A 23996-nucleotide genomic window follows, 5' to 3' on the forward strand; every position below is an offset into this window, starting at 1 on the left:
TGAAGCTCGTTCGTGGGATCATCCGCATGGTCTTGTCCTCAGGGTGGGATCAGGCATGCGGCGATCTTGCCGCCGCCATGGGCGACAAAACAGGCCCAAGAACAAACCAAACGACTGTACCATCGGCTGACCACATCTCGTCTGATGGTCACCGTGCTTCTCAGACGTATCGATGACTTGCATCGCTTGCAGGGGTGCCTTTAGCCTCTAAGGAGGAAGTTTCGTACCAAAAGGCTGTTCGGCAATGAACCTACGCTTCGTCGAGACGTTTCTCTGGGTCGCGAGGCTGGGTAGCTTTAGCGCAGCAGCCGAGAGGCTTCACACCACACAAGCGGCAATTTCGAACCGTATTGCGACCCTGGAGCGGGACCTAGGGATCCGTCTTTTCGAGCGTGATGTCCGCTGCGTCCGCCTCACCCCCTTAGGGCAGCAGGCTGTGCCGAAGGCCGAGGAACTGGTGCGGGTCGCCAACGAGTTCCGGGAGGCCGTCAGCGATCCCGGTAGCCTGCGTGGATCGATCAAGATCGGTACGATCGACTCCATCGTTCATGCTTGGCTGCCGCAGTTCATCGAGCGCATCCGGGCGCGCTATCCGAGCGTCGCCATCGATCTCAATACCGACACGAGTCTTGATCTCGCCCGTGAGGTTGCCGAACGACGTATCGACCTTGCACTCATCATGGGGCCGGTGATCGCCCCCGAAATCATCAATCTCGATTTATGCACCTTCGCGTGCACTTGGCTTGCTAGCCCGAAGCTTGGCCTTCCCAACAAGCCACTGTCCCTGGCGGAGGTCGCGGACCATCCCATCCTGGCCTATTCCAAGGACAGCGTGCCTCACCACCGCATTCTGCGGCAGCTCGCCGATGCAGGGATCGAGGATCCGACGATATACAATTCCAATTCCCTCGCCACCATCATCCGGCTGGCGCAGGACGGCATCGGTATAACGCCACTGCCAACCGTGATCGTGCGGGAGCAGCTCGCGAGCGGAAAGCTGGTAGCGCTCGATGTGACGCCAGCCTTTCCGCCGCTCGGCTTCCACGCAGTCTATTCCGACCATCCGGATAACCTGATTTCGGCCGTGATGGCGCAAATGGCGCAGGACGTCGCCCACAGTTTCTCATTGGCGCAGACCGACGGAGCGTCCTGGTAGGCTGATGATGAACGGTACAGCACACCGTTTGTGCGGTGCCGAACAAGGAAAACTTAGGCTCCAGGAAAAGTATTTCGCGTTTGTCCCGGCGAGCACGGCACGCTCACATTTGGCCATAGGTTCAAAGGAGGCCGTGACGTGAAAGTCAGTCTAATTCAGATGAATTCCCAGAACAACAAGGCGGAGAATCTGAAAACCGCCGCTGCGATGATCGAGAAGGCGGTAGCCGAGGAGGCGCCGGATCTCATCGTCCTTCCCGAGTACTATGCCTATCTCGGCGAGGGGCGGGACAACATCCACGGCAATGGCGAGTTCTTCCCCGACGGCGAGTCCTACAAGCTCATGTCGGGCCTTGCCGCCAAGCATCGGGTGACCATCCACGCCGGCAGCGTCGTCGAGCGCGAGGGCAACAACCATTACAACACCACCCTGGTATTCGGCCCCAACGGGAAAGAGCTTGCTCGCTACCGCAAGATCCACCTCTTCGATGTCGATATCCCGGGCGGCATGAGCTACCGCGAGTCGGATACGATCAGTCGCGGCCAGGACGTCGTGACCTACAAGGTCGGAGACGTCACCGTCGGCTGTGCCATCTGCTACGACATCCGCTTCCCCGAGCTCTTCCGTAAGCTGCGCGATGCAGGCGCCGACGTGATCGTGCTGCCCGCCGCCTTCACGCTCATGACCGGCAAGGACCATTGGGAGGCATTGGCCCGCGCCCGCGCCATCGAGACGCAGACCTACTTCCTCGCGGTCGGACAGGTGCTCTCGCATGCTGATGGCAAGAAGTGGTGCTGGGGCCATTCCATGGTGATCGATCCCTGGGGACACATGGTCGCCCAGTGCTCCGACAAGGTCGCGACCACCAGTGCACGCCTCGATCTCGACTATATCGAGCACGTGCGCCGCAATGTGCCCGTGGCTCAGCATCACGTTCTGGCCTGAGGAGAGTGCGCATGTTCACCGTCAATCCCATGCCGAAGCAGATCTCGCCCGAGCTCGTCGATCTGCTGGAGAAAGTCGAGACCGCGACCGTCGGGCACTTCCTCCACTCGGGCTTCGTCGACCGCGAGCTTCGTGCGGTCCTGCCCGAGAAACGCGTCGCTGGCACCGCCGTCACCGTGCGGCTGCCGCATGCGGACAGCACGATCCTGCATTACCTTACCAAGCTCGTGCGTCCGGGCGACATCGTGGTGGTGGATCGCTGCGGCGACAACAAGCATGCTTGCTGGGGCGGCGTCATCACGCATTCCATGAAGATCGCGGGCGTCAAGGCGGGCATCGTCGATGGCCCGGCCACCGACTTCTCGGAAATCCGCCGAGTCGAGATGCCCATGTGGTGCCGCGGCCCGTCGCCGATCACCACCAAGATCCTCGGCCTCGAGGGCGCCATCAACGTGCCCGTGACGGTCGGCGGCCAGGTGATCGAGCCGGGTGATGCGATCCTGGCCGACGAGAGCGGCGTGATCGTCCTCGACCCGGCCGAGGCGAAGGCCGTCGCCGAGCGGGCGATCGGCATGCAGGAAGCCGAGATCAAGCTGCTGGAGCGGCTTCGCAACGGCGAGAAGCTGCCGGACATCTCCGGCGCGACGCGTCTCGTGGAAGAGAAGGCCCGGCGCGTCGCCTGACGCGCCGGTTCGGGAAGAGCAGTCAAAAATCAGAGGGAAACAAAGACGATGATGAAGCTGCGTATTCTGGTCGGTGTGTCGGCGATGGCTTTTGTCGCCGGTACGCCCGTCCTGGCCCAGACGAAGACGGTGACGCTCGCTGCCTATAGCGGCATCTTCCAGGATCATTACACCAAGGCGGTCATCGAGCCGTTCATGAAGGCTCATCCGGACATCAAGGTTCAATTCTACGGCATGCCGAATTCGGCCCAGATGCTCGGTACGCTCCGCGCTCAGAAGGCCGCGCCGCAGATCGACGTCATGATCATGGACGTGTCCGTTTCGAAGGCGGCCACCGACGAGGGCCTGTTCGACAAGATCGACGAGAGCGTTTCGAAAAACATTGCCGACCTATATCCGACCGCCCGCATCGAGGGCGTCGGCGGTGTCGCGGTGACCTTCGACAATCTCGTCCTTCTCTACAACAAGGATCAGGTCAAGACGCAGCCCACCTCCTGGAACGCTCTCTGGGACAAGCAATATGCCGGCAAGGTCACGATCCCGGCGGTACCCGACATCCAGGGCACGACGCTTACGATCATCGCCAACAAGATGGCCGGTCAGGAGGACTATAAGAAATCCGTCGATGCCGGCATCAAGAAGCTCGGCGAAGTCGCTCCCAACGTACAGACCTGGGATCCGAAGCCCGACGTCTACACGCCCATCGCCAACGGCCAGGCGGCTCTCGGTATCGGCTGGAACGCTCGCGCTCAGGTCTATGCGGACACGTCCGGCGGCAAGCTCGGCGTGGTCCTGCCGCAGGAGGGCAGCGGCTTCCAGATCAACACGATCAATCTGGTGAAGAATGCGCCCGCGGGCGACGCCGCGAAGACATTCATCGATTATGCGCTCAAGCCTGAGGCCCAGGCGGCGTTCACGGAAGCGATGTTCTACGCGCCGACCAACACCAAGGCGCAGGAGAAGATCTCCAAGGAGGCACTGGCCCGCACGGCCGCCGGCTCGATGGACAGGATGATCGCCATCGACTGGATCGCCGTTGCCGGAATCCGCGATGCGATCACGGAGCAATGGCGCCGCCGCGTCATTCCGCTGAGCCGCTAACCGCACCTGCCGCAGCCGAACGCCCGCTGGAGAAAGCCATGATGCATCAGACAATCCGTTCCGGAAGCCCGATTGTATCCGACGATCGCGACGTGCACCTGCGCCTCGATGGACTCTCGAAGCGCTACTGCGACGCCGTCGCCGTAGCGGCCCTCGACCTGTCGGTTCCGAAGGGAGAGCTGGTAGCGCTTCTTGGACCGTCCGGCTGCGGCAAGACAACGACCCTGCGCATGGTCGCCGGCCTCATCAAGCCGACCGACGGGCGCATCGTGGTCGGTGGGCATGACATCACGGTGATGCCGCCCTACCGGCGCGACATGGGGCTCGTGTTCCAGTCCTATGCCCTGTTTCCCCATATGAGCGTGGCGAAGAACGTGGCCTTCGGGCTCGAGATGCGCTCCGTGCCGAAGCCCGAGATCGAGCGGCGCGTCAAGGAGGCGCTCGCCATGGTGCGCCTCGAGGCACTCGCCGAGCGCAAGCCACGCGAGCTCTCGGGCGGACAGCAGCAGCGTGTGGCCCTTGCCCGCGCTCTCGTGATCCGCCCCTCGATCCTCCTTCTCGACGAGCCGTTGTCGAATCTCGATGCCAAGCTGCGTGACGAGATGCGCAACGAGATCCGTGACATTCAGCAAAGCCTGGGCATCACGGCCGTCTTTGTCACCCATGATCAGGTCGAGGCGCTCAGCATGTGCGACAAGGTCGTGGTCATGCGCGGCGGCAAGCTCGAACAGGTGGGAACACCCGTCGACGTCTACGAGCATCCGGCGACCCCGTTCGTTGCCTCCTTCGTCGGCCGCACCAATCGCCTTGAGGGCACGGCCCACGGGGATGGTCGCGTCGCCATAGGCTCCATGGACGTGCGCGTACCCGGCCGACCGGGCGGCAAGGTCGAGATCATGATCCGTCCGCACCGCATGAAACTCGTCGAGGCAGGCTCCGGCGAGGATGTAGCCGCCGACGGAGTGAACCGTATCGCCGGGCGCCTGACGCGTGTCACTTTCATCGGCGACCTGCTTCAATATCATGTTGACGTGGACGGTACGGAGATCGTCGTCGAGGCTGCCTCCGATCATGGACGCGGCTTCCGGAAGGTCGGGACGCCCGTGGCCGTGCTCTGGCGTATCGAGGACACGATGGTGTTCGGGAGGGGCGCATGACGGCAATCGCTGCCCCCACGGTTCCCACTATGCCCCGTCTGGCCCTCGGCCGGACAGGGACGGCGACGGCTCTGCTCCTTCCCATCGCAATCATCAACACCATCGGGTTCATCCTGCCGGTCCTCAACCTGGCGCGGATGTCGTTCAACGAAGCCCTGACCGGCGGTGGCGTGCGTGAAACCTTCACGCTCGCCAACTGGACCGGGCTCTTCGGCGATTCCTTCTATGTCGAGCTGATCGTCAACTCGATCACCGTGAGCCTCGGCATCACGCTGGCGACCCTCGTCGTATCCTATCCAATCGCGCTTTATCTCCACCGCAGCTCCGGACGGTGGCGCACCTTTCTGACCGTTCTTGTCATCTCGCCGCTGCTCACCTCCGCGGTGGTGCGTACCTATGGCTGGATCGCGCTTCTTTCCGAGCAGGGGCCGATCGCCAGCTCCATCGCGGCGATGGGCTTCACGCCGCCGCGACTGATGTTCAACACGACCGGTGTGATCATCGGCCTGACCGAGATCCTGATGCCCTACATGATCCTGTCGCTGCTCGCCGGCTTCGGACGTCTCGACCCGCGGGTGGAGGAGGCGGCGATGACGCTTGGCGCTCCGCCGGCCAAGACATTCTGGCGGGTGATCCTGCCCCTGACGCTGCCCGGCATCGCTCTTGGCTGCCTTCTCTGCTTCGTGCTGGCGGTGTCCTCCTTCATCACCCCGAAGCTGCTCGGGGGAGGGCGGGTCTTCCTGCTCGCAACCGAGATTTATGACCAGGCCATCGTCACCCTGAATTGGCCGCTCGCCGCGACACTCTCGATGCTCGTTCTGATCATTTTCGGGGCCGCGCTTGGAGCCTATGCCCGCGTCCTGCGCGCTATCGACTAGGAGCCTCTCATGGAAGCGAATGAAACCTCGGTGCCCATGAAGATCCTTGTGGCACTCCTGTTCCTGTTCCTGCTGGCACCCGTGATCCTCGTCGTGCCAATCTCTTTCAGTGGCGAGCAGATCCTGTCATTCCCGCCCGAGAGCTGGTCCCTGCGCTGGTATGCAGCGCTCGCCGACAATCCGAAGATGATCTCCGCTTTCTGGACGAGCCTGATGCTCGGCGCGATCGTGACCGTGATCTCGCTCGCGGTCGCGATTCCGGCCGCTTACGTGATCGTGCGGATGCGGACCTTCGGATCGGCATTCCTCTACAACCTTTTCACCGCACCGCTGCTTCTCCCCACCATTGTGCTGGGGCTCGCCATTCTCATCGTCTTCGCATCGATAGGCTTTCTCGGTACCTTCCCGGGCCTCATCATCGGCCACCTCGTGATCACGTTGCCCTATGCCCTGCGCGTCCTGGCGACGACCCTCGGCAACCTCAACCTCGCCTGTGAGGAAGCGGCCTCGACACTTGGCGGACGTCCGCTGACAGTCTTCCGACGCGTGACGCTGCCCATGATGGCGCCCGGCATCGTGGCGGCGACGGCCCTGTGCTTCCTCGTCTCCTTCGACGAAGTGGTCATCACGCTCTTCCTCACTGGGCCGCGCCTCACCACCCTGCCGGTAGAGTTGTTCCACCATGTGGAGAGCCGAGCCGATCCGCTCGTGGCAAGCGTGTCGGTGCTGCTGATCCTGCTCACCCTTGCGGTGGTGATGATCGTCGACCGTACGGTCGGCCTGTCGAAGACCTTCGTGAAGTGAGAGCATGAGGCCCGAGACCACGATTTTCGAGTTTGAAATGGACTCGGGAGCATGAAAGGAGCGACCGGCTGAAGCAGCCGGTCGTTCGGACATCAGAGGCTAGCGCATCGTGCGGACCCGAAGGGCCTCGCCAGTGAAAAGTGGATCCGGTTTTCCGCTCTCAACGATGCGCTGCTTAGGGGATTGATCCGATGCTCTAGATTCCTTCGCACCCCAGTCGCTTCAACGTCTCATTCACCCATGGCTTGGACACGCGTCCTTCCTGGGTCGCCGCCATGATTTTCGCCTCGACCTCCTGCTTTGCCTTGGCGTCTGCATAGATCGTTGCCGTGTCGCCGAAGGGGACGCAGAGCAGGCCATCGTCGTCGCCGAGGATCAGGTCGCCGGGTTCAACGACCATTCCATCAATGGCAATTGGTACGTTGATTTCGCCCGGGCCGTCCTTGTAGGGACCGCGATGCGTCACGCCTGCCGCGAAGACAGGGAATTTGCCGACGCGGATGTAACCGTAATCGCGCACTGCACCGTTGATCACGATTCCCCCGAGGCCGATCTTCTCGGCGTGGGCAAGCATGAGTTCGCCGATGATGGCGTTCGTCAGGTCGCCTCCGGCGTCGACGACGATGACATCGCCCGGTTCTGCGATCTGCAAAGCCTTGTGCACCATGAGGTTGTCACCCGGACGGGTTTTCACGGTCAGTGCAGGACCGGCGAGAACACCGCCGGCATGGAGTGGACGCAGCCGCGTGCCGCCAGCCGTCATGCGCGACATGACATCGCTCACGTTGGCAACGGGCAACTCCCGAAATTGCTGGACAACTTCCACATCGACCTTTCGCTGGCGGGGTAGAACTCTGAATCCGATGGTCACTCTAAATGCTCCCTTTCACAATCTTGTGTGGTTCTGAACACGACGCGGAGATCGGGATGACGGAGCCGCGGCGTGTCCGCTCGGCTAGCGTGCGGCCGCCTGGAACGCCGGATTCGCGACGCTCTTGAGGTCGGGGCCATCACCGTCCAAGACGCTGATGATGTGGCGCGCGGCCGTTTCCGCCATGGCCCGCATGGCGCCCTTTGCCGCTCCGCCCGTGTGCGGCGTCACGATGATGTTTGGGAGTGACCAGAGCGGGCTGTCTTTTGGAGGTGGCTCTTCCGCGAAGCTGTCGAGCCCAGCTCCCGCGATGGTGCCACTGCGCAAGGCCTCAACCAACGCATCCTCGTCGATGATGCCTCCACGCGCTGTGTTCACGACAAAGGCACTCGGTTTCATTCGGTCGAGACGTTCGGCATTGATGAGGTGGCGCGTTTCCGCCGTTAGCGGACAATGCAGACTGACGATGTCCGATGTCTCGAGGAGTGTGTCGAGGTCCGTTTCACATCTGACTTCTTGCGGCAGTTTGGGCGTGTATGGGTCGAAGACCGTGACGGTCATTCCCAATGCGCGTGACAGCGTCGCAACTTCCTGGCCAATCGCACCAAAGCCCACCAGACCTAACTTCGCACCTGCAAGATCACGCCCGACATAACTTGCCTTGGGCCATTCACCGCCTTTGACCGCTCGGTCCAGTGGAACGATGTCCTTCAGCAAGGCGATCATCAGGGCGATGGTGTGCTCCGCCACGGAACGGGCGTTGGCGCCAAGCGCCCGAAGAACCGGGATGCCACGCTGGGCGGCGGCCTCAAGGTCGATATTGTCGACTCCAGTACCATGCTTTGCGATCACCTTGAGACGCGGCGAGGCGCCAATGACTGCTTCATTGACCTGTCCCTGCCGGACGATCAGTCCCTCGATCTGAAGTTCTGCCGCGAGCTTCGCAATGTCGTCCGATGAGGCATAGGGCGGGCAGTAGTAGGTCTGCAGGCAATGCGCTTCCAAGGCAGCAACAGCTTCCCCTGCGAGGGCGGAGCCTGTGACGAGCACGGCCCGCCGCTGGTCTGATTGCGCCGTCACCATCGGCGCCGCTTCCTCAGGCTGATTTACCAGCACTTTCTTCTCCCATTTCACGGCCTGTCTCTCCGTCGAACTGCAGCGCAGTCTTCAGGCCTCAAAAGCTTGATGAACACATAACAGTCGCCCCACGAAATTTTCTTGCGTGAAGGCATGCTTTGACAGAAGCACATTTCCGCGGTATTTCATAGTGAGAAATGGCGTTACGCAGAGTGAAACGATCATGGCAAGGCAGGCCTTGGATATCGAAGCGCGGGAAGAGGGTGGGGTGATCGCAGTCGAGCGTGCCTTGTCCGTGCTCGATGCGTTCACGGTTGACGACCGATCCCTCAGTCTGGCGGAGTTGGCACGACGGGTTGGCCTTTCGAAGCCGACTGTTCTCCGTTTCACAAAGTCACTTGCTCGAGCCGGCTACCTCGTCCGCAACGACGATGCGACCTGGCGTCTGGGGCCGAAGCTCGCTCGATTGGGAACCCTTTACCAAGCCGGCTTCCGGATTGAGGACTACGTTCAGCCAGCACTTCGGCGCCTGGCGCAGGAGACCGGGGAAAGTGCCGCATTCTACGTTCGGGAAGGCAACATGCGCGTCTGCCTCTTCCGCGTGGATTCACCGCAATCCATTGGACACCATGCCCGGACGGGCGATCTGCTTCCGCTCGGCCGCGGTGCGCCCGGACGCGTGCTTCTCGCCTTCAGTGGCGAGCCCGGGGAAATCTACGATCAAATCCGTGGCGACTACTTCTATGCAACGTTCGGCGAGCGCGATCCGCAAGTCGGCAGCGTCGCTTATCCAGTGTTCCGAATTGGCCAACAGCTCGCCGGGGTCCTTGCCGTGACGGGCCCGACGGGACGGTTCGATGGAGCCGCTGTTGCGCGCCATCTGGAGCCGCTGCGATCCATTGCCAACGAACTCACACGACAGCTCGGCGGAAAGACCGAGGACCAGAATTCGACCCGCAGGCCACGCGCATCTGCTCGCGCCTGAGGCGAATAAACCCGATCAGCAGTGATCATAAGGAGAGGAAACTGTGCTGAAGGTTCTTAAAACGCTGTGCATCGGCGCGCTCGCCGTGAGCGCCACCGCAACGGTCGCTTACGCCGAGTGGCCGAAAGACCGTCCTATCGAGATCGTCGTGGCGTTCGCCCCGGGCGGAAGCACCGACGTCATGGCTCGCGCGATGCAGCCGTACCTGGAGAAGGAACTGGGCGCGAAAATCGTGATCGTCAACAAGCCCGGCGCTTCGGGTGAGATCGCTTATACCTACCTCTCCCAGGCCAAGCCGGACGGTTACACCTTCTCGTTCATCAACACGCCCGGCTACCTGTCGATGCAGGTGCAGCGCAAGCTGCGGTATGATCCGAAGAGCATCCAGGCCGTGGCGCGCATCGTCGACGATCCGACGGCCTACGTCGTGAAGGCCGACTCCCCGATCAAATCGCTCAAGGAACTCGTTGCACAGGCCAAGGCGAAACCGGGGTCCGTGTCGGTCGGCAGCTCCGGCGTCGGCACCGATGACCACCTGGCCATGATCCTGCTGGAATCGGCAACCGGCGTGTCCCTGACGCACGTGCCGTTCCCCGGCGCGGGTGAAACGAGAACCGCACTTCTCGGCAATCACATCACGACGGGCGGCCTGAACGTCAGCGAGTTCGCGAGCGGCGACACGAGCAGCGTTCGTCCGCTGGCCCACTTTGGCGACAAGCGCTCTCCCGAGGCGCCGGACGTCCCGACGGCTCAGGAGCAGGGGATCGAGGTCTTCATGAGCTCGGAGCGTGGTCTTGCCGCGCGCCGGGACGTGCCGGCCGACATCCGCACCAAGTTCTCGGACGCGGTGAAGAAGGTCGTCGACAATCCTGAGTTCAAGGAACAGGCCAAGAAGCTCGCCCTTCCGCTCGCCTATCTGTCAGGCGAGGAATGGGAGCAGCAGATGCCGAAGCGCCTGCAAGCGTTCCAGGACATCTGGAACAAGACACCCTGGGTGCAATAATGGCCAGCCGCTCGACACTCGGGCGGAAAGGTAACCAACCTGATCTTCTTGCTGGCTTGATTTTCATCGTCGTGGGAGCGCTCGGCCTTTGGGCCGGGCGCGACCTGAGGATGGGCAATGCCGCCATGATGGGTCCGGGTTACCTTCCGCTGATCGTCTCGGCGCTGATCCTGCTGATCGGCCTCGGGGTGACAATCATGGGACTCCTGCGCTCCGGCGAACCTCTCGGTGTCGTTCGGCTGCGCCCGCTCCTGATCATTCTCGTCGCGGTCGCGGGCTTTGCCTACGCAGCCGGATCCCTTGGCTTCATCATCGCGGCCGCGTGGCTGATCGGCATCGGCAGTCTGGGTGATCCTGAGACGCGACTTCGCGAGATCGCCGCCTCCATCGTGGTGCTGACGATTTTCGGCATCCTCGTTTTCATCATTGGACTGGGCGTCCAGATGCCGTTGGGGCCGTTCTGATGGAATTGTTCGACTCACTCATTCTCGGGTTCAGCACGGCTGTCACCCCGACCAATCTCCTGTTTTGTCTCATTGGCGCGCTGTTAGGTACGCTCATTGGCGTCCTGCCAGGAATCGGCCCGACCGCAACCCTGGCGATCCTCCTGCCGATCACGTTCTTTTTGCCGCCGCTGGCGGCGCTGATCATGCTCGCGGGTATCTTCTATGGCGCGCAGTATGGCGGATCGACGACGGCGATCCTGGTGAACCTGCCAGGCGAAGCGTCATCGGTGGTGACCGCACTTGACGGCTACCAGATGGCCAAGCAGGGGCGGGCAGGGGCGGCCCTGGCCATCGCTGCCCTGGGTTCGTTCTTCGCGGGAACCGTCGCGACCATCGGGTTGGCGATTGCGGGACCGACTCTCGCGGGCTTTGCGCTCTCGTTCGGGCCGGCGGAGTATTTCTCGTTGACGGTCTTCGGATTGCTGTGCGCAACGGTTCTCGCCAGCGGTTCGGTGATCAAAGCCATCGGCATGATCTGCATCGGCCTTCTTCTCGGATGGGTGGGGACGGACGTGAACAGCGGGTCCGAGCGCCTCACCTTCGGAGCCGTGGAACTCTTTGACGGTATCGAGTTCGTTGTCATTGCCGTCGGGCTTTTCGGGATCGCCGAGATCATCGTCAACCTCGAATCCCCGGAACTCCGCGGTCTGATCGCGTCCAAGATCACCCGTCTTTGGCCGACCCGCGAGGACTTCCGTAGAGCCTGGCCCGCGGTTCTCCGGGGAACGGGCCTTGGAACCTTTCTCGGTATTCTTCCCGGCGGCGGGGCGACGCTCAGTGCGTTCAGCGCCTACACCTTCGAGAAGAAGATGTCCCGCAACCCGCAACAGTTCGGCAAGGGTGCCGTTGAAGGTGTGGCGGCTCCGGAGGCGGCCAACAATGCCGGCGCCCAATCATCGTTCATTCCGTTGCTGACGCTTGGCATTCCGTCAAACGCGATCATGGCGATGTTGCTCGGCGCCATGACCATCCATGGCATCACGCCTGGTCCCTCCGTCATGCAGAACCAGCCCGATCTCTTCTGGGGACTGATCGCCAGCATGTGGATCGGAAACCTCATGCTGCTCGTCATCAATCTGCCGATGATCGGCCTGTGGGTTCGTCTTCTGACGGTGCCGTACCGCCTGCTCTACCCGGCGATCCTCCTGTTCTGCTGCGTCGGCGTCTACAGCGTCAGCAACCGGGCGTTCGACGTCGCTCTCGCGGTCGGCTTCGGCTTCCTCGGTTATCTTTTCCGCAAGGCGAAATGTGAACCCGGCCCGCTGTTGCTCGGCTTCGTCCTGGGACCTCTGCTAGAGACGAACCTGCGACGCGCCATGCTGATCTCGCAGGGAAGCCCGAGTGTCTTCATCGAGCGGCCGATCAGCCTGACCCTCCTCATTGCGTCAGTGGCCTTGTTCATCTTGCTCCTGGTGCCAGCCATCCGCAAAACCCGCGAGGAAGCTTTCGTTGAGGAGGAGGCCTGAAACAATTCGTGGTTGGAGCCACCGACCAGCCGGGCCTTCCACTCGAAGCGGCGTAGCTTTGCGAAGGCACGGCTCTGTCCCTCATCCACGAGACATCAAAGAGAAGAAGGCCATGGGGATTTCTGACACGCCGCGCGGTCTTGACCGTTCCACGGCGGACCTCAAAGCAACGCCTGTCCAGGCTACGGTGCGGACGCCTCCTGCCACTCTCCCGCGGCGCCTTCGCCGGATTCTGGCACTCGACGACTTCGAATCTGCGGCACGCCGCCACCTGCCGCGGCCGATCTTCGGATACGTCTCAGGCGCCGCCGAAACCAATGCCTCCCTCCGCGATAACCGGTCGGCCTTCGAGGAGTTCGGCTTTGTCCCGCGGGTGCTCGTCGACGTGTCCAAGCGAACGCAGAGCGTCGAACTGTTCGGCCGCACATACGCGGCTCCCTTCGGGATCGCTCCCATGGGCATCAGCGCTTTGTCCGCCTACCGCGGCGATCTGGTCCTGGCGCGAGCCGCGGAACAGGCGAACATCCCCATGATCATGAGTGGATCCTCCCTCATTCGTCTGGAGGACGTCGTCAAGGCGAATCCTGCGGCTTGGTTTCAGGCATATCTGCCGGGTGAACCGGACCGGATCCTCGCTCTGCTGGAGCGGGTGGAGAAGGCGGGCTTCGGGACACTCGTGCTGACCGTGGACACGGCAGTTCTGGCCAATCGCGAGAATAACATTCGAAGCGGCTTTTCCACTCCGCTTCGTCCCAGTTTACGCCTTGCCTGGGATGGCATGGTACGGCCGAACTGGACGCTGAACACGTTCCTGCGAACGTTGCTCAGGCACGGCATGCCCTACTTCGAGAATTCCCACGCGACGCGTGGCGCACCGATTCTGGCCAAGAGCGTGATGCGGGACTTCGGCGCCAAGGATCACTTGAACTGGCATCATCTGGAGCTGATCCGCGATCGGTGGAAGGGATATTTGGTCGTCAAGGGAATCATGTCCAGGGAGGATGCCTGCATCGCCCGGGACAGCGGCGTCGATGGCATCGTCGTCTCGAACCACGGTGGCCGGCAGCTCGATGGCGCGGTCTCGCCTCTCCGCGTCCTGCCAGCCATTGCGGATGCCGTGGGAGCGGCAATCCCAGTCATGATGGACGGCGGTGTACGGCGAGGCTCCGATGTGCTGAAAGCCATTGGCCTCGGCGCAACGTTCGTGTTCGTCGGCCGTCCGTTCGTTTATGCGGCAGCAATCGGAGGTGAGGCTGGTGTCAGCCACGCAATCAGTATTCTGTCGACGGAGATCAACCGCAACATGGGTCTTCTCGGCATCAACTCACTTGAGGAAATGGGCTCGGATCGACTGATCACGCTCAGTCGCACTGTTGGAAGGCAGGCTTGAGGGCTCAGACGGGATTACCAACGAGGTAAAGGATCCGAACTGGAGGATCAGGCCAATGCGCGCCGTACCGGCACTCGGGCGAGGACCGGCATAGGCAAGTCAACTCGTCAATGCGGCACGCTCCGATGATATTCGAATGCCTCCACGACGGATTGGCGCTCATTCTCGCTCAATGGAACGAGCGGCGGCAACGGCACCGCCAAGGACGGATCGTGATGAATGTGGGCCAGGACGGCCTTGACTCCGGGAACGAGAGGCCGGCCGTCGAAAATCCGCCGGATTGACACCGCTGCGGCCAAGGCCCGTTCGTCACCGTCATGGAAGGTCCGTGCGCATAGATCCGCGTTCAGGTTGGCAGTCGCCGAGATACATCCAGCGAATACGCCAGCACGCGCTTCGAGCAGGACCGCTTCATTGGACGGGAAGACCTGCAGGCTCGGAGAGAGTGCAGCCACCCGTCGCGCATAGTCGAGATCGCCCGAGGAATCTTTCAGGCCGGCAATGCGCTCGCCGAACTCGGATCGAAGCTGCTGGACCAAATCGACCCCATATGGCACGCCCGACATTGCCGGAAAATGGTACAGGTAGATCGGAATGGGCCGAGATCGGGTTTCCTCGACGATCGCCTCGATGTAGCGGATGATCCCGTCATCCGACACACCCTTGTAATAGAACGGTGGCAGCACGAGGGCGCCCGCAAAGCCGATCTCTGCGGCATGTCGGGTCAGCACAAGTGCGTCCTTGATTGCTGCCGCGCCGGTGCCAACCATCAGTCGATGCAGAGGCAGGCCTGCATCAGCCACTGCCGACATCAGAGCCATACGTTGCTCACGCGTGAACGATGTGGCCTCACCTGTGGTGCCGAGAATATTCAGTCCGTCACAGCCGTGAAACAGGAGATGCTCGGCGAGAGCGATGAAGCGATCAATATCGGGTTCGCCTGTCGAGGTGATCGGGGTCGCAATGGCCGCGATTACGCCCGATAAACGCCGCCCTGTACCGCATTCCGGGATAGCCTCGGATGTCTTGGAACCGAACATGTCTTGAGCCTTCTTGTGAACCCGGCCTTCAGGCTGCGTCAACAGAAGCCGAGGAAGCCACGTAAACAGACACGATCGGATGATCGCGGTTGGTGGTAAATTTCTGCGAAGCACCGCCTGGACTGCCCCAGCCGGTCACGTCAGGGCCAAAGAACTCCGCGTTGATCGCCTGGAACCCTGCTTCGTGCGGTGGCAGGTCAGCCTCGTCGAAGATTGCCTGTACAGGGCAAACCGACAGGCAGAGACCGCAGCTGATGCACTCGTCCTGATGGATGTACATCATCCGCCCGCCCTCGTAGATGCACTCCACGGGACAGGCTGTCTGGCAATCCCCGTCCTTCACGTCGATGCAGGCGGATGCAATCACATAGGCCATCGGAGCCTCCCTATCGGCCCTGCCACACCGGCGCGCGCTTCTCCTGGAACGCACGCACCCCCTCATCCTGGTCCTGCGACTGGAGGGCCTCGACCAGCGCCGGCAAGCGCAGGCCTTGCGCCTCCTGCGGTGTCAGGCGGCTGCCTGCGCGAACCATCTGCTTGATGGAGCGGATGGAGAGTGGCGCACAGGCCAGAATATCGTTCACCCAGCGTTCCACGGCTCCATCGAGCTCCGCTCCGGCGACAACCTCGTTGACGAGGCCGAAGCGCAGGGCCTCCGCGGCAGGGACCCGCCTGCCGGTGAGCAGCATCCCCATGGCCCAGACGTGAGGGATCCGACGCGGCAGAACCGCAATGCCGCCGTCGAGCGCCAGCCGTCCGATCCGGGGTTCGGGCAACCCGAACGACGCATGCTCGGCGGCCACGACGATGTCGCAGCCGAGCACCATCTCGAACCCGCCACCCAGCGCGTGGCCGTTGACTCGTGCGATGACAGGAACATCGAGCGTATCGCGCAGGGCAATGCCGCCGAACCCGCCTGGCCGCGGCGCTGCCCAGTATTCCAGACCGGACGAACCGCTGCCGGACTTCACATCGGCGCCGGCCGAAAAGGCACGCTCGCCGGCGCCGGTCAACACGACCACGCGTACGGAGCGATCCCGCTGGATCCGCTCCCAGATTTCGATCAAGGCGGCCTCGGTTTCCTGATCGACCGCGTTCATCCGATCAGGACGATTGATCGTGACACGGGCAACCCCGTTCGTGACCTCGTACAGGACGCTCATGCTACGATCCTTTCACGCTTGAGGTCTTCGATACGCGCGCTGTCGTAGCCCAGTTCGTGCAGGATCTCCTCCCCATGCTCGCCCAGGCTCGGGGGCGCATGGCGGATCTGGAAGCCGCAGGCGCTCATGGTGAGCGGCGTCCCGATCAGCCGCACAGGCTCGTTGATTCCCTCGGCCGTCGCGTCGAGCTCGATGACGGTGCCGTTCGTTGCGGTCTGCTCCGACTCAAGCGCTTCCGGAAGGTTCTGGACCGGGGCGCACAACAGGTCCTGCTCCTCGAGCCGCGCGAGCCAGAAGGCCGTGGTGTTGGAGCGGAAGCGCTCCCGGAACCGGGCCTGCAGGTCCGCCTTGTGCTCGACCTGTCCGGCGAAGGTGGCATACCGTGCCTCCTCGGACAGGTCAGGAAGCTCAAGGGCCGCACAGATATCGCGCAGCGGATTGGCCTTGAAGGCGCCGACGAGCACGAGCGCACCATCGGTCGTCTCGAAGACACCCGTCAGCGGGAAGGCCGCCCAGTTCAGGTCGCGGCGGCGCTGGAGCCACATGGCGGCTTCCTGCATCTGCATGGCCAGCATGGAGTCATAGAGCGACACCGACACCTGCTGACCCGCGCCTGTCCTTTCCCGCTGCAGCAAGGCGAGAAGGATGGCCTGCACGAGGTGCATTCCGGCCGTGTAGTCGGCGAGCGCGGTCGGATAGATCGACAGCGGCTGGCTTGGGTCGGCCCGGCGCGCCATGACGCCCGAGAGGGCCTGAGCAAGCACGTCCTGACCGCCCTTATGGGACAACGGGCCGGATTGCCCAAAGCCCGATCCGAAGGCGCAGATGATCCGGGGATTGATCTTGACCAGATCCTCATATCCGAAGCCCATGCGCTCCATCACGCCGGCACGGAAGTTGTTGACCACCACGTCGGCATTGCGGATCAGGCTGTACACGATCTCCTTGCCGGCCGGATTGCGTAGGTCGAGGGCAATCGAGCGCTTGTTCCGGTTCAGGCTGCAGAACACCGGATTGTTCAATCCGTCCGGATCGTCGGCGATGGAGGTCCGGGACAGGTCGCCCGCACCGGGCCGTTCGATCTTGATCACATCCGCGCCGTAATCGGCAAGGACCTGCGTGGCGCAGGGGCCGAGCATCACCTGCGTAAAGTCGATGACCTTGATACCGGTGAGCGGCTGCGCCACAGGCGTAGTGGTATGGGCGTTCATTCTGCGGCCTCCACAATTTCAGTTGTCGCGTTTGACGCGGGAACATCGCCGGGATCGGCGCCCTGCGCCCTCAGGCGGGCCTGCAGGGATTTCACATCGATGAGACCAACGGAGGTGTTCGCTTCGAGCGCAACCGCCGCGGCCACACCGACCGCCTCGCCCATGGCCATGCAGGGGGGAATCTCGCGCGAGATGCGTTGCGCCGACGAGGTCGCCGAATAATGACGGCCTGCGACCAACAGCTGGTCGATCCCTTGAGGCAGAAGCGAGCGGTAGGGATAGTAGTAGTCGCGCCCACGGGCCACGCTGTCCGGGAAGTGGCGCCGCTGTGCCACGTCCTCCTTGGTCATCACGTACTGCCCTTCCAGGAGCCGCGTCTGCCGGATTCCGAGTTGGGGCGCCACATCGACGATGAAGGCGTTCTGGAAGCCGGGCAGCTTGGCGCGGACGAACTCAAGCAGCGCCGCGATGCGGGTTCTGCCCTCGAAGTCGGCCCGGGTCAGATCGGCGATGCTCAACCCGTCATGGTTCACCATGTGCGGACAGTTGCACCAGACGATTCCCGGCAGCGGAGTCTTCAGCCACCACTTGTCCCAGGAACCGCCCATGATCTTCTTGGCTTCACGGTCGATGGCGTGGAAGGCGTCGGGCTCCTCGAACTCGAACCGCTCCGCCTCTTCCGCATTCACACCGCCAAGGCGGAACACGGTCGTGACGATGTAGCTACCCTTGATGAAGGGGGCGCCGGCAGAGGCGGCGACATCTAGATCACCCGTTGCATCGACAATGACGTCGCCCAGGATGGCTTGGCGTCCTTCTTTGCTCTCGACGATCACACCTTTCGCCTGACCGTCTTCGACGATGGTCTTCGAGAACCAGGAGTGCAGGCGCAGCTGGATCTTGGCTTCCGCCACCATATCGTTGGCGACGCGCTTGAACCCGTCGGGATCGAAGGCCGCGGCGTAGCAGATCGGCTGCGGCTTCTGGTGCGAGTGGAAGTCGAACACCCCCCAGCGGGACCACTTGCGCCACAGATTCCAATCCGAAACGCGTTCTTCCTCCGGTGGCGTGACGCAAAGCCCGAGCCGCTCCATGCGGTCGATCATTTCGGTACAGAGGCCCCGAACGCTGATCTCGGTGCCATTGCACATGTCATCGAGGACGAGAACCATGCCGCCGGAGGCAAGGCCGCCGAGATAGGCATAGCGTTCCAGCAGGATGACCGAGAGTCCCTGGCGGGCGCCCGCCACCGCGGCGGAGATACCTGCCGGTCCGCCACCGACCACGACGAGATTGGCGCGAGCGGCGACAGGCACAGAGCCACCGTCTTCAGAGATGAAGTCACGAGTCGAAGTCATTGTACTTGTCCTTGTTGCAGGGCCGGCGCATCAGTTCGCGCGGGCGGTGTTCCACTTCAGCAGGCGACGCTCCAGCATCGAAACCAGACCGAAGAACACGGCCGAGAAGGTGGAGCCGACCACGATCGTGGCGTAGAGCAGCGGCGAGTCGAAGTTGTACGTGGCCTGGATGATCAGAGCGCCGATGCCATTCGTAGAGCCGATCCACTCGCCGACGATGGCGCCGATGACGGCCATGGAGGCGGCGATCTTGAGCGCCGAGAACAGGTACGGCAGCGAGTTTCTGACCCGAAGCTTCCAGAAGACTTCGCGCGGGCTGGCCGAGAGAACCTTCATGAGTTCGAGCGCCTGCGGATTCACGTCACGAAGGCCGCGGGTCATGTTCACCAGCGTCGGGAAGAAGCAAACCAGCGCCGCAATAGCGATCTTCGGTTCCATGCCGTTGCCGAGCAGCAGCACCAGGATGGGCGCCTTGGCGACCACAGGAATGGTGTTGATCATCACGGCGACCGGGAAGAAGGCTTCCTCCGCAGCCTTGCTGTAGACGAATGCGGTTGCGATCACGATTGCGATCAGATTGCCGAGCAGAAATCCAAGCACTGCCTCGGTTGCTGTCGGCACAAGGTTGGCGAACAGGATGTCGGCCTTCGCAACCAGAACGCTTGCTACGGCCCAGGGTGATGGAGCGATGAACGGCTGCACGTCGAACACCGCGACCACCGCACCCCAGAGGACGATCAGTCCTAAAATGGCGGCGATGGGCAATAACCGCTTGCGCCAGGCGAGGCGCCGCTGAGCGGCAGCGAAGCGTGCCTGTTCCGCTTCGTCGTTGGCGAAGGCACCACCGAAGCTGACCGCGGATACGGCAGGAGAAAGGATTGTCTGGCTCATCAGCACGTCTCCAGAACACGGCGCAGGTGTCCGGCGAGTTCGACGAACTCGGCGGTTTCCCGTTGAGGCAGGCGCCGGGGGGTAGGAAGGTTCACGTCGACCAATTCGCGCACGCGGCCAGGACGCGCTGCCAGAAGGAGAACCTCCTGACCCAGGAAGGCAGCCTCGTAGATCGAGTGGGTGACGAACAGAATGGTCGTTCCGGTCGATTCCCAGACCTGCAAGAGCTCCTCATTGAGCCGGTCGCGGGTGATCTCGTCGAGAGCGCCGAATGGCTCATCCATCAGGAGGAGCTTCGGTCCTGACACGAGAGCACGGGCAATCGACACGCGCTGCCGCATGCCGCCGGAGAGCTCATGCGGATATGCTTCCTCCCAACCCGAGAGACCGACCAGGGCCAGGAGTTCTTTCGGATCACGGTTGCTCGACCGCCGCACCCCTCCAACCTCGAGTGGGAGCATGACGTTTTCCAATGCTGTCCGCCATGGCAGGAGAGCGGCATCCTGGAAGACGAAGCCGATCTCGCGGTTGCGGCGGGCGACCTCGGGAGCCTCCCCATTCACCCGGATCTTGCCGGATGTGGGAGCGATCAGGTCGGCCACGACGCGCAGCAGAGTTGACTTGCCGCAACCCGAGGGGCCCAGCAGGCTCAGGAAGCTGCCCTGAGACACCGTCAGGTCGACGTTCTCCAACGCTGTCACCGTGCCGCGCTCGGTCGTGAAGCGCACTGTAACACCTTGGCACTCCACGGCCGGAAGGGCAGTGGCGGCCAGCGAAGGGTGAATTTGGGCTTGATAGCTCATCGTGTTCAGCATGGCATCCTCACCCGATCTTCGGACGACCGTCCGCGCTCTTCTCGAGGATCGCGGTCGTGACGACGTCGTCGAGCTTCGGCGCACCGGCGGTGAACTGCTTCAGCTCGTCGTAGAGACCGATCTGTTCCTGCCATACACCCTTATCGAAGGTGCCCCAGCCATTGGCCTTGGTTGCGCCGTTGAAGGCGAACTTCAGGAAGCTCTGGCTCGCCTCCAGCTCGTCATTACGGACGAGATTCGGATATTCCTTGACCAGGAAGTCCACCGCCTTGTCGGTGTTCGCACGGGCGTAAGCCCAGCCTTTGGCCGTGGCTCGGAGGAAGCCCGCAAGCATGTCGGGTTTCTTCTCGATCAGGCTCTGGGTTGAGTAATATGGCAGCGCATAGAGGCGGACGTCGGCGTCCCACAGACGGAGGTCAATGCGGTCGGGTCCGAGGGGCTTCAGGGCCGTCGTGTTCGTGAGCCATCCGGAGACCACGTCGACCTGCCCCGTCAGCAGAGGCCTCATGTCCGAGCCGATCACGACGATCTGGAGATCTTTTTCCGAGATGTTGTGCTTCTTGAGCAGAGCGTTGAGAAGAACGCGGGCGGTCGCCTGGATGCCAACCTTCTTTCCGACCAGATCCTGCGGCGTCCGCACAGGGTTCTTCGGCAGGGAGAAATAGGCGTAAGGATGCTCCTGTGCTCCGACCGCGATGCACTTGACCGGAATCTTCTGCGAGGCCGCCAGCATGAGGGACGGGCTCGAAGAGACCTGACCGATCTCGTGCCGGCCGGAGGCGACGACGGCGACGCCATCGATGTTCGGGCCGCCCGGCTGGATGACGAGGTTGATGCCTTCCTCCTCGTAGTAGCCGAGGTTCTTGGCACAGGCCTCGCCGAGCTGGTTGTTGTTGGCCAGCCAGCCGAGCTGCAAATTGACGGTTGTGGTTTTGTGCTGGGCGTGGGCGAAGCGAGCCCATCCGGGGGTCATGGCCAGTCCAGCAAGCGATGCCTTGAGGACCGTACGGCGTGAAAGCCGAGTTCCGTCTTTCATGTTTTCCTCCTGCCTGGCAGCCGCCGACCGGCCGCGTCTGGGCTCACGCACCTGTCTCTGGTGTTTTTCTGATTTTCTGGGTGGTGCAGGACGAATTATCGATTGCGCAGGCGATCTCCGGAAGCATTAAATTTCGCCAGAGGCGATGCCGAAAAAGCAGCGCCCCCGAGGAGGCTCCGATGCACGCCGCCGTCCTACGTTACGTCGATCAGGTCGCCCGGCTCGGCTCTATTCGCCGTGCTGCCGAGGCCCTCAATGTTGCCTCGTCGGCGGTGAACCGGCAGATCCTGAAGCTCGAGGAGGATCTGGGGACGCCCTTGTTCGAGCGCCGTCCCAACGGCGTTGTTCCAACCGCCGCCGGCGAGGTTCTGCTCCGGCACATCCGCGACACCATGTCGGACTTCCAGCGAATCAAGGCGGAGATGGCTAGCCTGTCCGGCGTCATTACCGGCCACGTCAGGATCATCTCCCTTGAGTCCCTGGCGCTGCGGTTTATGCCGCGCGTGGTCGAGGAGCTTTCAACCGTCTACCCACAAGTCACGTTCACGGTGCTCGTCGTGAATCCAAGTGACATTGCGGAGGAGCTGCGATCTGGCCGAACCGATTTCGGAGTGCTGTTCACCGACCGGCGCTTCGAAGGTGTACAAGTGACGGATACCTTTACCACCTCGGTCGGTGCCGTGATGCGGCCGGATCATCCACTGGCCGGTCGCAAGAATGTGACGCTGACCGAATGCGCCAAGCACCCGGTGGTCATGCTGCACGACCGCTGGCTTCTCGACGCAATCATGACGACGCAATTTGCCCAGTCCGGAGCCAGGCTCGAGCCGCGCATCGTCTCGAATTCGATCGAGTTCATGCGTCAAGTCATCCTGAGAAATCTCGGTATCGGATTCTTCAGCCCCATCGGATTTCTGGACGAAATCAGGCGGGGGGAACTTGTTCATGTGCCCTTGGCGGAACCTCAACTGGCCGGAAGTGGCCTGGGGATTCTGGTCCCGCAACATAAGCGGATGACGCCCTCCGCCCGCATCGCCATGGATCACGTGAGAGCCTCTTTGACGGATTTCCTGCAGGTCTCTCCGAGCTCGGATGCCGACCAGGAACGAATAGGAGAACTGAATGAAAATTCGGAAGTGTCGTAACACACAGCGGGGAATTTGAGTGGCGCGTTCGGCACGGGGTAGAACGTGCATGCTCGTCTTCATCAGTCCCGGGAGCGGACTTTCAGCAGGCGAGAAAGGCTCTGAAACTGTTTGCTGATGAGATCAAAGCGAACCTTCCTGCCGCTCACCCGAATCTCCTGCTTTTCCCCTTTGCTGACCGACAGGTCGCTAGCATGGCGTTGGAGATCCAGACATTCCGGGCATGTCGGGTTACCACCGCATACTCAGGCCAAGGATGGGTCCATGCTGAAGCATGTCGAACTCGTAGCGCCGCCGACCTTCGCCCTGAACATAGTCGACGTAGAGCGCCCGGTAGCCGATCACGCCCGAGAACGTGATGCCCTGGTAGGTGCCGAACTCGAAGCCGTAGGCGCCGATGGCCTGCCAGGAGAAATCGCTGCCAACGCCAAAGCCGCCGATGTCGCCGCGCAGGAGGAGCTCATGACCCGGTGCTACGGTGTAGCGCACCCGTGCGCCGATCACCGGATCGAGCCAGTCGACGGAACCGGAGCGGGCGAAGGCTCGAGCCCCGGCGACCTGGAGGTCGCCGATGTCGACCGTGCCCGCGATGGCGAACGACAGGTCCGCCTCCTGGTACCAGTAGCGGGCGCCACCGAGGATATCGAAAGCAACCGGGCCGGAGCGGGCGACCTCATAGGCGGCGCCGACCTCGGCGATGGCCATCTCGATGTCGAGCTTGAGCGAGGTGCCGAACGTTCCCGTGATGCCCGGCGCCAGGGCGCGGGACCGGACATCGCCGCCCTCGCCGCCGATCTTGCTCCAGACGAGGTTGGCCATCAGGGCGAAGGGGCCGTTGCGGGCCTCGAAGTCACCCATCAGCGCCACGAGCGTGTCGCTATGCTCGACGAGGTCGATGAAGCTGGCATCGACCTTCACGGAGCGCCCACGCACGGTCTGGGTGCCGTCCAAGGCAGTGAGCCAGCCATAGGGCACGAAGCGGAAGGTCCACCCCGGCACGGTGGGAGCCTCGATCACGGGCGGTGGAGCAGGAGCCCCTAAGTCTGCGGCGAGGGCGGAGGTTGCACTTCCGACGAGGAGGCCAACCGGAACCACGATGCCACGCGATAGCCATTGCGGAAGGTAACGCATTGCTCCCCCTGGATTACTGATCCCTTGTCTTTCCCAGCCAGCTCATAGCAGCCGAGGCAGCACCCGCGGTCAAGACAGGAATCGAGAGCGGTGAGGAGATCCAGAAAGTTTAGCCTTGAGTGTTGCTTTCTGGATATGGTGACTGCGACAACATCCGTAGACTCTGAGCTCATCCCATGCTGTC

Annotated in this window: 24 protein-coding genes; 13 read left to right on the plus strand and 11 right to left on the minus strand. The window is 62.4% G+C overall.

All coding sequences use genetic code 11. From position 1 onward, the window contains the following. Positions 1-244 precede the first annotated feature (244 nt). The 7 genes from ACS5Q1_RS18620 (at position 245) to ACS5Q1_RS18650 (ending at position 6724) form a co-directional block, all read left to right on the plus strand. Positions 245-1156, plus strand: a complete 912-nt coding sequence (locus tag ACS5Q1_RS18620) for a LysR family transcriptional regulator (protein ID WP_473099586.1) — start codon at positions 245-247, stop codon at positions 1154-1156. 138 nt (positions 1157-1294) lie between these two features. Beyond that, on the plus strand, positions 1295-2101 hold the full coding sequence (locus tag ACS5Q1_RS18625; protein ID WP_473099587.1) for a carbon-nitrogen hydrolase family protein: 807 nt from the start codon (positions 1295-1297) through the stop codon (positions 2099-2101). 11 nt (positions 2102-2112) lie between these two features. Continuing rightward, a complete protein-coding gene (locus tag ACS5Q1_RS18630) occupies positions 2113-2784 on the plus strand; it encodes an RraA family protein (RefSeq protein WP_473099588.1) in 672 nt (223 codons plus the stop codon). Positions 2785-2835: 51 nt separating this feature from the next. Then, complete coding sequence (locus tag ACS5Q1_RS18635) at positions 2836-3885, plus strand: ABC transporter substrate-binding protein (RefSeq protein WP_473099638.1); 1050 nt, start codon at positions 2836-2838, stop codon at positions 3883-3885. Positions 3886-3923: 38 nt separating this feature from the next. After that, on the plus strand, positions 3924-5042 hold the full coding sequence (locus tag ACS5Q1_RS18640) for an ABC transporter ATP-binding protein (protein ID WP_473099589.1): 1119 nt from the start codon (positions 3924-3926) through the stop codon (positions 5040-5042). A gap of 29 nt (positions 5043-5071) precedes the next feature. Next, positions 5072-5920 (plus strand): ABC transporter permease, encoded by an 849-nt coding sequence (locus ACS5Q1_RS18645; protein ID WP_473099639.1) that lies wholly within the window; start codon positions 5072-5074, stop codon positions 5918-5920. Positions 5921-5929: 9 nt separating this feature from the next. Continuing rightward, on the plus strand, positions 5930-6724 hold the full coding sequence (locus ACS5Q1_RS18650) for an ABC transporter permease (RefSeq protein WP_473099590.1): 795 nt from the start codon (positions 5930-5932) through the stop codon (positions 6722-6724). 196 nt (positions 6725-6920) lie between these two features. On the opposite strand, the gene ACS5Q1_RS18655 is transcribed toward ACS5Q1_RS18650, so the two are convergent. Together ACS5Q1_RS18655 and ACS5Q1_RS18660 are read right to left on the minus strand one after the other, a co-directional pair. Beyond that, on the minus strand, positions 6921-7595 hold the full coding sequence (locus ACS5Q1_RS18655) for an RraA family protein (protein ID WP_473099591.1): 675 nt from the start codon (positions 7593-7595) through the stop codon (positions 6921-6923). An 84-nt stretch (positions 7596-7679) separates the two neighbouring features. Continuing rightward, entirely contained in the window at positions 7680-8729 is a 1050-nt protein-coding gene (locus tag ACS5Q1_RS18660) for a hydroxyacid dehydrogenase (protein ID WP_473099592.1), read from the minus strand. Between the two features lie 166 nt (positions 8730-8895). Here ACS5Q1_RS18660 and ACS5Q1_RS18665 point away from each other — a divergent pair, with 166 nt between their 5' ends. From ACS5Q1_RS18665 to ACS5Q1_RS18685, 5 genes are all read left to right on the plus strand, one after another. After that, a complete protein-coding gene (locus ACS5Q1_RS18665) occupies positions 8896-9657 on the plus strand; it encodes an IclR family transcriptional regulator (RefSeq protein ID WP_473099593.1) in 762 nt (253 codons plus the stop codon). Positions 9658-9700: 43 nt separating this feature from the next. Further along, a complete protein-coding gene (locus tag ACS5Q1_RS18670) occupies positions 9701-10660 on the plus strand; it encodes a tripartite tricarboxylate transporter substrate binding protein (protein ID WP_473099594.1) in 960 nt (319 codons plus the stop codon). Beyond that, positions 10660-11124 carry a tripartite tricarboxylate transporter TctB family protein gene (locus ACS5Q1_RS18675; protein WP_473099595.1) on the plus strand — a complete coding sequence of 155 codons (465 nt, stop codon included), beginning with the start codon at positions 10660-10662 and terminating at the stop codon, positions 11122-11124. Before ACS5Q1_RS18670 ends, ACS5Q1_RS18675 begins: the two co-directional genes overlap by 1 nt. After that, a complete protein-coding gene (locus ACS5Q1_RS18680; protein WP_473099596.1) occupies positions 11124-12632 on the plus strand; it encodes a tripartite tricarboxylate transporter permease in 1509 nt (502 codons plus the stop codon). The genes ACS5Q1_RS18675 and ACS5Q1_RS18680 overlap by 1 nt, the downstream gene beginning before the upstream one ends. Positions 12633-12744: 112 nt before the next feature. Further along, on the plus strand, positions 12745-14022 hold the full coding sequence (locus tag ACS5Q1_RS18685) for an alpha-hydroxy acid oxidase (protein WP_473099597.1): 1278 nt from the start codon (positions 12745-12747) through the stop codon (positions 14020-14022). Positions 14023-14129: 107 nt separating this feature from the next. Here ACS5Q1_RS18685 and ACS5Q1_RS18690 read toward each other — a convergent pair whose 3' ends face one another. From ACS5Q1_RS18690 to ACS5Q1_RS18725, 8 genes are read right to left on the minus strand one after another with little or no spacing between them, the layout of a single operon-like run. Next, positions 14130-15062 (minus strand): dihydrodipicolinate synthase family protein, encoded by a 933-nt coding sequence (locus ACS5Q1_RS18690; RefSeq protein WP_473099598.1) that lies wholly within the window; start codon positions 15060-15062, stop codon positions 14130-14132. Positions 15063-15090: 28 nt separating this feature from the next. After that, entirely contained in the window at positions 15091-15438 is a 348-nt protein-coding gene (gene fdxA / locus ACS5Q1_RS18695) for a ferredoxin (RefSeq protein WP_473099599.1), read from the minus strand. A 10-nt stretch (positions 15439-15448) separates the two neighbouring features. Next, positions 15449-16225, minus strand: a complete 777-nt coding sequence (locus ACS5Q1_RS18700; RefSeq protein WP_473099600.1) for an enoyl-CoA hydratase-related protein — start codon at positions 16223-16225, stop codon at positions 15449-15451. Then, the gene (locus ACS5Q1_RS18705; protein WP_473099601.1) at positions 16222-17436 is read right to left on the minus strand and encodes a CaiB/BaiF CoA transferase family protein; all 1215 of its coding nucleotides are present in this window, start codon (positions 17434-17436) and stop codon (positions 16222-16224) included. The genes ACS5Q1_RS18700 and ACS5Q1_RS18705 overlap by 4 nt, the downstream gene beginning before the upstream one ends. Then, positions 17433-18794 (minus strand): FAD-dependent oxidoreductase, encoded by a 1362-nt coding sequence (locus ACS5Q1_RS18710; protein WP_473099602.1) that lies wholly within the window; start codon positions 18792-18794, stop codon positions 17433-17435. Before ACS5Q1_RS18710 ends, ACS5Q1_RS18705 begins: the two co-directional genes overlap by 4 nt. Before the next feature lie 30 nt (positions 18795-18824). Then, positions 18825-19685 carry an ABC transporter permease gene (locus ACS5Q1_RS18715; RefSeq protein ID WP_473099603.1) on the minus strand — a complete coding sequence of 287 codons (861 nt, stop codon included), beginning with the start codon at positions 19683-19685 and terminating at the stop codon, positions 18825-18827. After that, positions 19685-20488 carry an ABC transporter ATP-binding protein gene (locus ACS5Q1_RS18720; protein WP_473099640.1) on the minus strand — a complete coding sequence of 268 codons (804 nt, stop codon included), beginning with the start codon at positions 20486-20488 and terminating at the stop codon, positions 19685-19687. The genes ACS5Q1_RS18715 and ACS5Q1_RS18720 overlap by 1 nt, the downstream gene beginning before the upstream one ends. Positions 20489-20507: 19 nt before the next feature. Continuing rightward, the gene (locus tag ACS5Q1_RS18725; protein ID WP_473099604.1) at positions 20508-21536 is read right to left on the minus strand and encodes an ABC transporter substrate-binding protein; all 1029 of its coding nucleotides are present in this window, start codon (positions 21534-21536) and stop codon (positions 20508-20510) included. Between the two features lie 179 nt (positions 21537-21715). On the opposite strand from ACS5Q1_RS18725, the gene ACS5Q1_RS18730 reads away from it, so the two are divergent. Beyond that, positions 21716-22681, plus strand: a complete 966-nt coding sequence (locus ACS5Q1_RS18730; RefSeq protein WP_473099605.1) for a LysR family transcriptional regulator — start codon at positions 21716-21718, stop codon at positions 22679-22681. Positions 22682-22912: 231 nt separating this feature from the next. Here the strand turns inward: ACS5Q1_RS18730 and ACS5Q1_RS18735 are convergent, their stop codons facing one another. Next, positions 22913-23812, minus strand: a complete 900-nt coding sequence (locus ACS5Q1_RS18735) for a hypothetical protein (RefSeq protein WP_473099606.1) — start codon at positions 23810-23812, stop codon at positions 22913-22915. Positions 23813-23996: the final 184 nt, after the last annotated feature.

The sequence above is a fragment of the Microvirga sp. GN3 genome (assembly GCF_055792825.1).

Coding starts and splice junctions, on each gene's coding strand:
- ACS5Q1_RS18620 (WP_473099586.1), top strand. CDS start 245: ATGAACCTACGCTTCGTCGAGACGTTTCTCTGGGTCGCGAGGCTGGGT.
- ACS5Q1_RS18630 (WP_473099588.1), top strand. CDS start 2,113: ATGTTCACCGTCAATCCCATGCCGAAGCAGATCTCGCCCGAGCTCGTC.
- ACS5Q1_RS18635 (WP_473099638.1), top strand. CDS start 2,836: ATGAAGCTGCGTATTCTGGTCGGTGTGTCGGCGATGGCTTTTGTCGCC.
- ACS5Q1_RS18640 (WP_473099589.1), top strand. CDS start 3,924: ATGATGCATCAGACAATCCGTTCCGGAAGCCCGATTGTATCCGACGAT.
- ACS5Q1_RS18645 (WP_473099639.1), top strand. CDS start 5,072: ATGCCCCGTCTGGCCCTCGGCCGGACAGGGACGGCGACGGCTCTGCTC.
- ACS5Q1_RS18650 (WP_473099590.1), top strand. CDS start 5,930: ATGGAAGCGAATGAAACCTCGGTGCCCATGAAGATCCTTGTGGCACTC.
- ACS5Q1_RS18665 (WP_473099593.1), top strand. CDS start 8,896: ATGGCAAGGCAGGCCTTGGATATCGAAGCGCGGGAAGAGGGTGGGGTG.
- ACS5Q1_RS18675 (WP_473099595.1), top strand. CDS start 10,660: ATGGCCAGCCGCTCGACACTCGGGCGGAAAGGTAACCAACCTGATCTT.
- ACS5Q1_RS18680 (WP_473099596.1), top strand. CDS start 11,124: ATGGAATTGTTCGACTCACTCATTCTCGGGTTCAGCACGGCTGTCACC.
- ACS5Q1_RS18685 (WP_473099597.1), top strand. CDS start 12,745: ATGGGGATTTCTGACACGCCGCGCGGTCTTGACCGTTCCACGGCGGAC.
- ACS5Q1_RS18690 (WP_473099598.1), bottom strand. CDS start 15,062: ATGTTCGGTTCCAAGACATCCGAGGCTATCCCGGAATGCGGTACAGGG.
- fdxA (WP_473099599.1), bottom strand. CDS start 15,438: ATGGCCTATGTGATTGCATCCGCCTGCATCGACGTGAAGGACGGGGAT.
- ACS5Q1_RS18700 (WP_473099600.1), bottom strand. CDS start 16,225: ATGAGCGTCCTGTACGAGGTCACGAACGGGGTTGCCCGTGTCACGATC.
- ACS5Q1_RS18705 (WP_473099601.1), bottom strand. CDS start 17,436: ATGAACGCCCATACCACTACGCCTGTGGCGCAGCCGCTCACCGGTATC.
- ACS5Q1_RS18710 (WP_473099602.1), bottom strand. CDS start 18,794: ATGACTTCGACTCGTGACTTCATCTCTGAAGACGGTGGCTCTGTGCCT.
- ACS5Q1_RS18715 (WP_473099603.1), bottom strand. CDS start 19,685: ATGAGCCAGACAATCCTTTCTCCTGCCGTATCCGCGGTCAGCTTCGGT.
- ACS5Q1_RS18720 (WP_473099640.1), bottom strand. CDS start 20,488: ATGAGCTATCAAGCCCAAATTCACCCTTCGCTGGCCGCCACTGCCCTT.
- ACS5Q1_RS18725 (WP_473099604.1), bottom strand. CDS start 21,536: ATGAAAGACGGAACTCGGCTTTCACGCCGTACGGTCCTCAAGGCATCG.
- ACS5Q1_RS18730 (WP_473099605.1), top strand. CDS start 21,716: ATGCACGCCGCCGTCCTACGTTACGTCGATCAGGTCGCCCGGCTCGGC.
- ACS5Q1_RS18735 (WP_473099606.1), bottom strand. CDS start 23,812: ATGCGTTACCTTCCGCAATGGCTATCGCGTGGCATCGTGGTTCCGGTT.